This window comes from Psychrobacter sp. APC 3281 (assembly GCF_030407815.1).
Lineage (GTDB): Bacteria > Pseudomonadota > Gammaproteobacteria > Pseudomonadales > Moraxellaceae > Psychrobacter.
Genome location: NZ_JASDCS010000010.1, coordinates 40,286 through 53,503, shown reverse-complemented (window position 1 = coordinate 53,503; position 13,218 = coordinate 40,286). Strand labels below are relative to the sequence as shown.

The 13,218-nt window shown below is 42.4% G+C and carries 9 protein-coding genes; 3 read left to right on the top strand and 6 right to left on the bottom strand.

Annotated features, from left to right (window positions below; translation table 11 throughout):
• Positions 1-9: 9 nt before the first annotated feature.
• On the top strand, positions 10-444 hold the full coding sequence (gene hemJ / locus QL886_RS10055) for a protoporphyrinogen oxidase HemJ (protein ID WP_057762639.1): 435 nt from the start codon (positions 10-12) through the stop codon (positions 442-444).
• A gap of 112 nt (positions 445-556) precedes the next feature.
• On the opposite strand, the gene QL886_RS10050 is transcribed toward hemJ, so the two are convergent.
• From QL886_RS10050 to QL886_RS10025, 6 genes are all read right to left on the bottom strand, one after another.
• Positions 557-1,195: a hypothetical protein gene (locus tag QL886_RS10050; protein WP_290178607.1), complete on the bottom strand. Its 639-nt coding sequence runs from the start codon at positions 1,193-1,195 to the stop codon at positions 557-559.
• Positions 1,196-1,460: 265 nt separating this feature from the next.
• Complete coding sequence (locus tag QL886_RS10045; RefSeq protein WP_290178606.1) at positions 1,461-1,952, bottom strand: hypothetical protein; 492 nt, start codon at positions 1,950-1,952, stop codon at positions 1,461-1,463.
• Between the two features lie 118 nt (positions 1,953-2,070).
• Positions 2,071-2,787 (bottom strand): ribonuclease PH, encoded by a 717-nt coding sequence (gene rph / locus QL886_RS10040; RefSeq protein ID WP_290178605.1) that lies wholly within the window; start codon positions 2,785-2,787, stop codon positions 2,071-2,073.
• A 181-nt stretch (positions 2,788-2,968) separates the two neighbouring features.
• Positions 2,969-4,768, bottom strand: coding sequence for an AMP-binding protein (locus QL886_RS10035; RefSeq protein WP_290178603.1), 1,800 nt, complete (start codon positions 4,766-4,768; stop codon positions 2,969-2,971).
• Between the two features lie 509 nt (positions 4,769-5,277).
• On the bottom strand, positions 5,278-7,005 hold the full coding sequence (locus tag QL886_RS10030) for an AMP-binding protein (RefSeq protein ID WP_201572724.1): 1,728 nt from the start codon (positions 7,003-7,005) through the stop codon (positions 5,278-5,280).
• A gap of 353 nt (positions 7,006-7,358) precedes the next feature.
• Positions 7,359-9,152, bottom strand: a complete 1,794-nt coding sequence (locus QL886_RS10025; protein ID WP_290178602.1) for a von Willebrand factor type A domain-containing protein — start codon at positions 9,150-9,152, stop codon at positions 7,359-7,361.
• Positions 9,153-9,609: 457 nt separating this feature from the next.
• Here QL886_RS10025 and parC point away from each other — a divergent pair, with 457 nt between their 5' ends.
• Both parC and QL886_RS10015 read left to right on the top strand, forming a co-directional pair.
• A complete protein-coding gene (gene parC / locus QL886_RS10020; protein ID WP_290178601.1) occupies positions 9,610-11,916 on the top strand; it encodes a DNA topoisomerase IV subunit A in 2,307 nt (768 codons plus the stop codon).
• A 132-nt stretch (positions 11,917-12,048) separates the two neighbouring features.
• Positions 12,049-13,167, top strand: coding sequence for an SEC-C domain-containing protein (locus tag QL886_RS10015; RefSeq protein WP_290178600.1), 1,119 nt, complete (start codon positions 12,049-12,051; stop codon positions 13,165-13,167).
• The last annotated feature ends 51 nt before the right edge of the window (positions 13,168-13,218 follow it).

The following is a 13,218-nucleotide window of genomic DNA, read 5'->3' as shown; positions in this document are numbered from 1 at the left end:
GAAACTATGATGGCAGATTATTTTAACTGGATTAAAGCGGCACACATTATCTCGATGGTCTGCTGGTTTGCGGCGATATTTTATTTGCCGCGCTTGTTTGTCTATCATGCGATGAGCGACGATAGTATCAGTCATGAGCGCTTTGCCATTATGGAGCGCAAGCTGTATCGCGGCATCATGACACCATCGATGATAGCGACATGGATCTTTGGTCTATGGATGTTAGGACTGGGCTGGGATGTCTATAAAACCCAAGGCTGGCTACACGTCAAATTGCTATTAGTAGTGCTACTGTCAGGCTATCATGGCGCTTGCGGCTTTTATCGTAAAAAGCTGATAGATAATCCACATTATAAAACGCATAAATTCTGGCGCTGGTTTAACGAAGTGCCTGTCTTTGCCTTAGTGATTATCGTGATTCTAGTTGTGGTAAAACCGTTTTAATATCAGAAAAACCAATCAAATATGCAAAATAAAAGCGTCCGTAACTTCAATGAGTTGCGGACGCTTTTTTATTCACTTATAGAACAGGTTGTCAAACTGGAAATATCAGACACTAAACACTAGGGCGCATAATTTGATAAACATTGCTTAAATCGTACACGCGATAACGAGCTGGTTCACGGCGATTTTCGCCAGCATAGCTCAGTATCAAAGCTTGCTTGGCACGCTCATCAATCCAACCGACAAACAGTCCGCTATGCTCGACGCCATTGTACCCATGATTGATATAATAGAGCCAGTCGCCTGCTTCAATCTCACTGCTACTAGCATAGGGCCCTTGTGCATAAGTGCCTTTGTGTATGGTATTACGCGATACCCCTGCCCGATTAAATACAGCATTTAAATAATCCCAGCAGCCACCTTGAATAATCGTGCGTTCGTTAAGTGCCATTTTGCGGGCGGTACTGACCACTTCGCGTGCTGCCATACTACTCTGCGTCTCGGCATTGCTTAATAGCGGTAGATACTCGCTATCGACATTGTCATAGCTGCCTGATAAAAACGCCGGTAAGACCGTAGGTGCTGAACGCTGTACCTCAGGATAACGATAGGACATATTCGTCGTTGATTGAATAGATTTTTGGGCGATAAGCATACTCATACTATCTGCATGGGCTTGTCCTACCATGCCGCAGGTAAATAGTAAAAAACCGCACGACGTGGCGACTGACGGTATAGACAAACACGACATGACTAACTCCTTGTCAACTAAATCTCAATGACAGTATCAATAATAAGAGGGATAAATTTTATAATCCTACTTATAAACCATTTGCGCACAAATCTGCAAGCACTATTCGCCTGCGATAGGTGATAGACGGTATAAATATACTGATAGATGACGATATTGGGAAGACGCGCATCGAGTGAAATTTAAAATGACACTTAAGTTAGAAGTTTGGATAATACGAAGATAATAGCTATGCTTTGGTAAAGTATGAAATTAAGAAAAGATACTAATTACTCTTCATTTTAATATTTACATGGCGTTTCGTTAGCGCTTGCCCTTCTAAGATAGCTTTCGCAGCTTTTGCTTCTTGAGCACTCTCAAAACCAGTAATATGATATTTGCGGACGTCACTGCTATCGATAATCTGTAATTGCTCGCCAATCAGCGTTATCTTATCGCCATCCGTTAAATGAATATGCTCACGCTTACCTAGATTGTCATGGACCAGCTCGCCAGCCCTTACCCACAATGTACCGCTGCTAACCATACCGCTCATAGCTTTCTTATGCTTTTGGCGCTTTTTATTGAAAATAAAGCTACCAATGATAAGCAGTGCAAGCGCACCGATGGCTAAACGCTCAGGTAACAAGCTCATCGCCATGGCGACTGCGACGGCCCCTACCAATAATGCAGAACCAAACCAAAACATGCCATTATCAGCAGCATTTGCTTGCCCTTGTAAGGTGATTTTGGCGCCATCATCAGTTAGCTTGAGCATGTGTTGTTACCTATTACGTAATGTACGAATATTTTCTATTAAAAAACTGCCTATTAGCAGCTAACAGGCAGTTATTGACACTAAAAACAAAGACAGTGTGTTGTATCTAAATGGTAGTCTACCAGCCAAGCGCCGTCTGTTGCATTTCAATCAATTCAGCGATGCCTTTTTCAGCTAATGACAGCATAGCATCTGCTTGAGCACGAGTGAACGGCTTTTCTTCAGCAGTACCCTGCAGCTCAATGTACTCACCTTTTTGGGTCATCACAACGTTCAAGTCGGTATCGCAGCTAGAGTCTTCTTCGTAGTTTAGGTCAAGATATGCTTCGCCATCTTTCATACCAACAGAAACCGCAGCAATCAATCCGATTAGTGGATCTGCTTTAAGTTTCTTGGCCTTTTGGATACTCTCTAGCGCATCGATAAGTGCAATTGCAGCACCAGTGATACTCGCCGTACGAGTACCACCATCCGCTTGCAACACATCGCAATCTAGATAGATAGTGTTTTCACCAAGCTTACTCAGATCAATCATGGCACGTAAGCTACGACCAATCAAACGCTGAATCTCTTGCGTACGACCTGACTGTTTGCCGCGAGCCGCTTCACGCTGATTGCGCGTGTTGGTCGCACGTGGCAACATACCATACTCAGCTGTGATCCAACCTTTGCCTTTACCCTTGAGCCAGCGCGGCACACCAGACTCTACACTGGCAGTACATAGTACTTTGGTATCGCCAAAACTTACCAATACTGACCCTTCAGCATGCTTCGTATAATGGCGCTCAAAGCTGATCGAGCGAAGTTGGTCAAGCTCACGATTGTCAATACGCATAAAAATTCCTAGTACAATGTTATAAAAGCAGTGTCATAAAACTACCTATCAGTCGTTAGCAAACACATTGATAGGTATGTAGTCGACTAAAATCTTAAGATATCCTAACGTGACAACGGCGCAATAGCAAGATTCGCGCCTGCCATTACGCCACCGTTATCAACAGAATGTCAAATATAAGCTATTCTAACCCTTCCATCTTACGCAATTCCTTACGTAGGATTTTGCCAACGTTCGACTTTGGTAATTCGTCAACGAACTGTATATGACGTGGGCGCTTATAGCCAGTCAGTTGTTTTTTGCCATATTCCAATAGTTCTTTTTCAGTCACGTCGCCTTTTTTGACCACAAACAGCTTTGGCTCTTCGCCGCGATCATCGTTCGGAACACCAATAGCACCGCATTCTACGACTGCTGGATGTTCACTCATCGCCTCTTCGATTTCGTTTGGATAGACGTTGAAACCAGACACCAAAATCATATCTTTTTTGCGATCGACAATTTTGATAAAGCCTTTTTCGTCCATGATTCCAATATCGCCAGTTTTTAAGTAGCCACTAGCTGTAAAGGATTCAGCAGTTTCTTTCGGACGATTCTGATAACCAATCATGACCTGTGGACCTTTTACGCAGATTTCACCGCGATCGCCCATGGCTACTATATTTTCGTCATCATCAATGAGTACGATATCGGTACTAGGCGCAGGAATACCGATTTTTCCGGTAAATTCTGCAATGGTCATCGGATTAAAAGCCACCACAGGTGAGGTCTCAGACAAGCCATAACCTTCAACGATAGGCAGACCAGTGATTTTATGCCATTCTTTCGCTACGCTAGGCAATACTGACATACCACCGCCGATAGACGCTTTGAGATTAGAAAAGTCCAAATCAGCAAAGTTATCTTTGTGTACTAAGCCGTTAAACAAAGTATTCACAGCAGGGATAAACGCTGGCTTGTACTTGGCCATCTCTTTGATAAGCCCATCAAGATCGCGCGGATTCGGAATGAGTAGCGAGGCATAACCTTGGTACATACTACACATACCGCAGACCATAAATGAGAATACGTGATATAGCGGCAGTGCAGTCAAAATCACATCTCTACCATCTATATCATCATCAAATGCACTGTTCATCAGCGCACTGACCTGTAGCATGTTGGCGACTAGATTACCATGAGACAGCATTGCGCCTTTCGCGACTCCTGTCGTACCACCGGTATATTGCAGCAAGGCCACATCGCTTAAGTTCAACTCAGGGCGCTGGTACTTACTGGCTGACTCAGCATTTAAGGCATGCTTAAAACTCACGCTATTCGGTATGCTATAAGCAGGAATCATCTTTTTGACATGGCGAGCCACGAGGTTGACCACAGCTCCTTTAATCGTACCTAGCATATCGCCAATGGTACACACCACTACATGCTCTACCTGACCTTTGTCTTCGGCCTCTTGATACGTCTTAGCAAAGTTTTCAACGATAAATAGTGCTTTAGCACCACTGTCATGCAACTGATGTGACAGCTCACGGCTAGTGTATAGAGGGTTTACATTGACCAACACCATCCCTGCACGAATGATACCCAAAGCAACCACTGGATACTGCAAGACGTTGGGCATCATGACCCCAACTTTATCGCCTGCGACCAGTCCTATTGACTGCAAATAGCTAGCAATCTGTCGGCTATATAGATCTAATTGCTTAAAAGTAATCGATGAGCCCATGCAGATATAGGCAGGTTTTTGACCATAACGGCTAAAATTACGCTCGAACACATCCAGTAAAGAGGTATTGTCTTCTGGCATCTCAATAGTAGCATCGATGCTATAGCGCTCATAAGCGCTCAGCCACGGACTATCACTATCGATGGTCGGCATAGTAGGAAATGCATTACTTTGATAAACGTCGTTGGTAGTATTGGCTTTATCATCAGTTGCAGCGCTATTATCTGTCGTTTTTTTATTAATATTATCCGTCATAATTTTCCCTAAATGTTACTGTTAAAAACATTGAATATGCTAATGGAAACACCATTTTTTATGATTATTGCTGACAGCAGAAGCTTATGAATAAGAAATAGATAAGTATGATCGGGTTTGTCATTCATAAGCTTTGCAAATTAAAGTGTGTTACTGGGTCTATGATAAATAATACTACCACTCAGCACGACCAAGTCGAGAACAGTATTTACTACCATGATTTCACCAGTTACCTTAAGCAAAACCAGTACGGTTTTTTGGACAAAAACAAAAATACGTCGATGGGCACTATAGCAGTTTTAATAGATATTCTCTATTAATAGTAGCTGTCATCCGCAAATATCAAAAGCGATAAAGACAAAAAAATGATAAGACAGCATGGTTGCAGCCTTATCATTTTTGGTTACTACTTTAGTTACTACAGCATCTAATCGTGCGTTACTTTCACATGTATCTTTGGTTAATACACGCATCTATCAAACAACTTTCTAGGTACGTGTATCAGCAAATTAACCGTGGTTCTTTTCTTCAAGTACGCGTAGATCTTTACGCAAAATCTTACCAACATTCGATTTTGGTAGCTCATCAATAAACTCAACACGACGAGGACGCTTATAACCTGTTAGGTTCTCTTTACCGTACTCAAGAACTTCTTCGGTGGTCAGACTTGGATCGTTACGGACAACATAGATCTTAGGAATCTCACCGCTCTTCTCATCTTCGATACCGATGACACCACATTCTAAAATCTTAGGATGTCCAGCCATGACTTCTTCGACTTCATTCGGATAAACGTTAAAACCAGACACCAAAATCATGTCTTTTTTGCGGTCAACGATGGTCACATATCCGTTGTCAGCCATAATACCGATATCACCAGTACGGAAGAATCCATCTGCTGTCATGACTTCGGCAGTAGCATCTTCACGGTTCCAGTAACCTTTCATGACCTGTGGACCACGAACACTAATCTCACCGCGCTCACCAAGTGCCACTTCATTACCAGCATCATCTAAGATCGCCACATCGGTTGCTGGCATAGGGACACCAATAGTGCCAGTGAATGTCTTGCTGTTGCTAGGGTTAGCGGTCGCGACTGGTGATGTTTCAGACAAGCCATAACCTTGAATAATAATATTACCTGTCACTTGGCGCCATTTTTCGGCTGTTGGGCTCAATACTGCCATGCCGCCGCCCATCGATTGACGCAGCTTGCTATGATCCATCGCTATAAATTCTTCGTTGTTGGCAAGCGCGTTGAACAACGTGTTTACCGCTGGGAAGAACGCTGGTGGATTGGCTTTATATGCTTTTAACAAGCTATCAAGATCACGTGGGTTTGGTACTAATAGCACCACACAACCGCGATACAGACCGAACATGCCACATACGGTAAATGAGAAAATATGATACATCGGCAATGCCGTCATAATCACAGGTTGCTCACCTCTTTGATCGAAATCATCAAAAGCGGTGCCCAAAAAGGTATTAGACTGAATTAAGTTTGCCACCAAGTTTTTGTGCGTTAGCATCGCACCTTTCGCCACACCTGTCGTACCACCGGTATACTGTAGGACAGCGATATCATCAAGCGTGATATTGGTTGGGCGCTTATATTTACTAGCGGTGACTTGCTTTAATGCACTTTTGAAACTAACGCTATTAGAAATACTATAGTCTGGTACCATTTTTTTGACATGGCGGACGACTGTATTGACCATAAAGCCTTTGAGCGTACCCATCAAATCGCCCATACCCGTAATCACGACTTTATCGACCACATTGCGACCGATGTCTTGATAGGTTTTGGCAAAGTTTTCGACCATGATTAGCACTTTGGCTTCTGAATCAGTCAACTGATGCTCAAGCTCTCTGGTAGTGTACAGAGGGTTGACGTTGACTAAGGTAAAGCCTGCACGTAGTACAGCGATGACAGAGATTGGTAACTGCAAAATGTTGGGCATCATGACCGCAACTTTATCGCCTTTGACCAATCCTAATGACTGTAGATAAGCGGCCATTTGACGGCTGTATAAATCTACTTCCTGGAAGCTTAACGATGAACCCATGCAGATATAGGCAGTTTTATCAGCATTTTCAGCGAAGCTTTTTTCGAAAATATCGATAAGTGACGTATTGTCGGCTGGCAATTCAATGTCATACTCCAGACCAAGTTCTTCATACGTTTTTAGCCAAACTTTATCGTCACGACGGGTTAAGTTTCCTTGATTTTCCATAATCTTTTCTCTCCTAGTAATAATACATTACCGTCAACCCACGCCAATCACAGTGTGATAAATATACAAAACGTCAGAGCCTTGCCTATCATTATGATAAAAAGCAAGGCTGCGACATATTTGTATAGTGCTGAGCGAACAATATAGCGGTAAATAGCCCTTTGTTCATTAACATACACACTTTATACATAGTACTCAATACAAAAGATTGCTACACCAGTTCTCAAATAGGCTTGACGCTCGATATCTCCATACATATCAATACATTAGATTAAAAATACCAGTCATACCATTAGAAAATATGACCATTGACTTTTGCTCCCTAATGACCATCCCGACACGATATCTGTTCACTATCGGCTATTTTTTAGCGCACTCGCCAGCTCAGTCAACGTCACAAAATTGCGACGAGTACCATCAGTATCGCTACTCGATCTATCTGCGATACTACTTTTGGCAAGTTTAGTGCTATCACTGTACTGCCAGTCATTAATATAATCGCTTTGAGTCAAGCGTTGACCGAATCCTGCTACTGCCATCGCAAACTGGGTATCGATACTGGCTTTATTTAAAGCGTGGCTAGCTTTATTAATCGGTTGGCTAATCAGTTTGGAGCTACCACCTGTCGGTGCTTTATAACGAATTTTTAGATAGCCAAGCTCATTAGAGTTCTGTTTATTATTCGAACTAATACTGGCATTGCTGTCAGCATATCGACGATCGCTATATAACCCTTTTTGACCTTTTGGTGTCACTTCAAACAAAACGATAACCGCCTTACCTGCCCCAAGCTCACCTGCATCAATTTTGTCATTATTGAAATCTTCTTCAGCCAGTACGCGATTTTCATAACCAATCAAGCGCCACTCGCTCACCACATCAGGATTAAACTCAACTTGGACTTTTACGTCTTTAGCGACGGTGTTAAATGTCGCGGCCAATTCATCACCAAAAACTTTTTTTGCTTCAGTTAGACTGTCAATATAACTGTAATTACCATTGCCGTTGTCCGCCATCTGTTCCATCATGTGATCATTAAGGTTGCCGCGACCAAAGCCAACGGTAGATAAAGAGATACCGCGATCGCGATTTGCTTTGACCAAATCCAACATCTCATCGACATCACTAATACCAACGTTAAAATCGCCATCCGTTAACATCATGATTCGATTGATACCGTTCTTTTTTAGTCCTTGCTCAGCTTGTCTGTAGGCCAATTTAAGAGCATCTTCCCCATTGGTCGAGCCTGAGGCATTCAATCCATCGATCGCAGACAAGATTTTTGCTTTTTGGTCACCATTGGTCGCAGGCAATGCCACACTAGTACTACCTGAATAGGTCACGATGCTGATAATGTCTTGGGCGCGCATTTGCTCTGTCAACAGCTTGAGCGATGACTGTGCCAATGGCAGTTTATCGCGCGACGACATAGAGCCTGACACATCTACTAAAAACACAAGGTTGGCAGGTGGCATAGATTGCTTATCCGTTTTTTGCGACCAGCTACTATCAACGGCCTTGATACCAACTTTGACGATTTTATTATCCTGATCTGCTCTATCCCAAGGTGAGTCTACTACTTCAGTTGACACAACAAACGGGGCGCTACCTAAGCGTTTGCCATCATCAAATTGATAGTTAAAATAATTAATCAATTCCTCTACGCGTACAGCATTAACAGGTGGTAGTTGACCATCGTTTAAATAGCGGCGCACATTGGCGTAGCTGCCCGTATCGGTATCGATAGACAAGGTTGATACCGCCATATCCGTAGTTCGATGTACACGATTGGCTGCGTTTTTTTGATAGTTGTCTTTTGCCTCTGGCGTGACTATGATGCTCGGTAATGGGCGTACGATACCTGTCTGCGCCGCAGAACGTATCATCATCTGTTGGCTGATGACTGAGTGCTTAACACTGGGTGACGCCATGATAAACTCTGACACCACTGCTGCATCTTGATTGACTGTGCTGCTTGTCTCGGCTGGTAGCGTTTTGCTCATTTGTGAAGGGCTACAGGCTGTCAATCCTAGACTGGCTATAGCAGTAATCAACAGCACATTTCTAGTAACGTTTTTCCCTAGGTGCTTACTTTCGTTTTTCAGCATTGTAGAGGCAGATATTTTAGATAAAGGGTCAAATGACATAACAGAAATTCCTTATTGTAAGATAATTCAGTAGCGACTTGTCCATGTCAATATATGGTTAATGCTATTTAAATAGGCAAAGCAGACGCCTTATTTAGTCTACTAACTGTCATACTTTCAGTTATTAATTTTGCATTAAGACTATTTTGAACCTACTGTTTTTGGATTGATGATAGACAAAATATATTAAATAAAAAGGATTAAACCTTAAGACATTTATTAACCCTATAAAAAACAAATATTAGATTTACTATACTTAACTTGATCTATAAAAGCTATGAGTCAACACACTATAAAAAACCCTTATAAGCGCTTGTTTTAAGCACGTCACGAGATGTCGTATATTCTGACATACGTCTTTTTAATTGGTGCAATATCCTTTACGATAGCACTATCCTATTTTTATGCTTGAACCAATTATCTATACCTATTAAAACTGATAAGTGAATCCTATTTTATGTCTGATGTTATTGATCATACGATCGCCCCAATTATTCCCAATGAGCCGATGGATACTCGTTCAGTCGCAGAGTTCACTGAGCAGGCCTATCTCAACTATGCCATGTACGTCATCATGGATCGGGCGCTGCCAAATATTGCCGACGGTCTAAAACCTGTCCAGCGTCGCATCGTTTATGCCATGAGCGAGCTTGGGCTAAAGTCCTCTGCTAAGGCGAAGAAATCCGCACGTACGGTCGGTGACGTATTGGGTAAATACCATCCGCATGGTGATAGCGCTTGTTATGAAGCCATGGTACTGATGGCTCAGCCGTTCAGCTATCGCTATCCGCTTATCACTGGTCAAGGTAACTGGGGTAGCCCAGATGATCCGAAATCCTTTGCGGCGATGCGTTATACCGAAGCTAAAATGTCGGCTTATGCCAATACGTTGCTAGCAGAATTGGGTCAAGGTACAGTCGACTGGCAAGATAACTTTGATGGTACGATGCAAGAACCAACGACCTTACCTGCCCGCCTGCCTAATATTCTGTTGAACGGTACGACAGGTATTGCTGTTGGTATGGCAACGGATATTCCACCGCATAATCTCAATGAAGTGGTACGTGCGGCCATTCGTTTGCTCAAAAACCCAGAGCTGTCGGTTAAGCAGCTTACCCAATCGATACCAGCACCTGACCTACCAACACCAGCGGAAATCATCACTAGTAAAAAAGATTTGCAAGCGATGTACGAGACTGGACGTGGCAGTTATAAGATGCGCGCCACCTTTCACGTTGACTCTAAAGAAAAGAATCTCGTCATCATTGATGCGCTTCCTTACCAAGTTTCAGGCAACAAAATTCAAGAGCAAATCGCTAAGCTTATGACCGATAAAAAGCTGCCTTGGGTGACGGATATTCATGATGAATCTGATCACGAAAATGCTTGTCGCATCGTCCTTGAGCTGCGCTCAACGCGAGTCGATGTCGATCGTGTCATGAGCCATCTGTTTGCTAGTACTGACCTAGAAAGTAATTACCGCGTCAATATGAATATGATTGGCTTAAATGGTAAGCCGCAGGTAAAAAACTTAAAAGAAGTCCTGGAAGAATGGTTAATCTGTCGCCGCTCGGTGGTCACGCGACGCTTGCAATATCGCCTCGATAAAATCGATAAGCGCTTGCATATTTTGGCGGGCTTGCTGATTGCTTATCTGAATATTGATGAAGTGATTCGCATCATTCGTGAAGAGGATGATCCAAAAGCGACCTTGATGCAGGATTATGACCTGACTGACATTCAAGCCAATGCTATCTTGGATATTCGTTTGCGTCAGTTGGCAAAGTTAGAGGAAATTGAGCTGCGCCGCGAGCAAGACGAATTGGCTGCTGAGCGCGCTATTATTCAAGAGTACTTAGACAATCCAGACAGTCTAACCAATCTGATGATTGACGAGCTTACCGCCGATATGAAAGAACATGGCAATGAGCGTGTATCACCATTAGCAGAGCGTGAAGAGGCGCAAGCACTGAAAGAGTCAGATCTCGTACCGAGTGAGCCGGTCACTGCCATCTTATCAAAAGCAGGTTGGATTCGTGCTGCCAAGGGTCATGATGTCGATGCCGCTGGTATGAGTTATCGCTCAGGTGACAGCTATCAAGCGCACGTGCGCGGCAAATCTAACGAAAGAATTTACGTACTCGACAGTACGGGACGCAGCTACAGTATTGATGCGCACAACTTAGCGTCTGCGCGTGGTCAAGGTGATCCGCTAACCAGTGTGTTAAAGCCGCCAGCAGGCGCTAGCTTTGAGCAGCTACTAACGGGTGATAACGAGCAACGCATTATCCTTGCTAGTTCAGCAGGTTATGGTTTTATCAATACCATTGGTAATCTCGATAGCAACCAAAAAGCTGGTAAAAACGTCATTAACCTAGCAACTGATAGTCGCTTGCTCCCTGTTGCACGTATCGACGTACCAGTTGAGACGGCCGCTAATACCGAAGGTGAAAATAGCAATATACGTGTGACACCTGATCATATTGCCGTTGCAACCAATGCAGGATACCTACTGATATTTGCTCTTGATGATTTGCCTGAACAAGCTCGCGGTAAAGGGAACAAACTTATTAAGTTGAAAGACGGTGAAGAAGTGCTCGCTATCACACCACTTAGTCAGCAAGACAGTCTTGTCATTACCGCTGGCAAACGCCATGTGACACTCAAGCCAAATGATTTGGCTAACTATACGGGTGTTCGCGGTAATCGTGGTGGGCAGTTGCCAAGAGGCTTTCAGAATGTCACGAGTGTTGAGGTTGGGTAGCTGGCAGGAGTTTGAACTTCTTTACTGAAGAAATACTCGCTCACACAATCACATCTCTTGCTAAATAGGATATTGGTAATTTCGCTCTATTATTCAATATTTCGTCGTTAAAGTAAAAACAAGTAGGAATTTATGAAAATGGGACGTAATGAGAAATGTTGGTGTCGTTCAGGAAAGAAGTTCAAACATTGTCATCTTGGACGTGAGAATGAGTCTCCTGTAAGTAAAGGAGATGCTATAGGTTACAGTCAGAAAAATGCTTCGCGAAAGTGTTGTTATGTTCCTGCTGATTTAAAACATGAGTGCAGTAAAAAAATTATTAATGCTCATACCGTTTCAAAAAGTAGCAGCCTAAAAGAAATTGCAGATGAAAGCGGTCATGTTTTAGGATTAAAAATAAACTTAGCGAATATTATAAAAAATGAAGGAAAGCTAGTTCCTGAAAAGATAGGTATTAATCAAGCATCCACATTCAAAGGATTCTGCTCAACACATGATAAGTCTCTTTTTTCTTGTGTTGAAGATAGGGAGTTTGTTGGAGATGATGAACAGTGTTTAGCTCTAATGTATCGTTCAGTAGCGAAAGAGCTTTATGCTAAAGAAGCTGCGCTTAACAATTCCGAGTTTGCTAAAAATGGTGATAAAGGTAAGCACCTATTGGGTCAATTATCTATTCAAAATTTCGTTGCAGATCAACAGAAAGCTCTCAATGCTGCTCTCGCAGAATTATTGGAACTTAAGTCTGAGCTTGATGATCAGCTCCTAGGAAAACCATTTGGCAATTTAAGCCATCTCATTATTGACTCAACATCACCTATGCCTATCGCTGTTTCTTCAATTGTTGCACCTTTAAATGACTTTGATGGAAATTTAATCCAAGATTTAGGTGATCTAAGTATTGTTGCTGAGCACTTAGTTTTTAATTCATTTTCTAGTAATGGCAAAGGATATGTAGTTTTTAGTTGGCTAAAAAACTCTACTAAAGTATTAAGTTTTATCAACTCGCTACTAGCTTTGGAAGAGAACAAAACTTTTAGTGCGCTAATAAGGTTCTTTTTTGGAGTTGCTGAAAATACATTTATTTCACCTATATGGTGGGACAGTTTATCGGACGAACAAACAGATAAAATAAATGACCTCATTATGTCAGGGATAAGTCCGTTCGAGCCTAATAATGATAATTTACTAGTTGATGATGGTGTCAATTTTTCGGGGTGGAACATCGGTAGCATTAGGAAAATAAATTTTTAATAATAAATTCAATCGGACAAAAAGCTGTCTATACACAAGTATATACGGCTT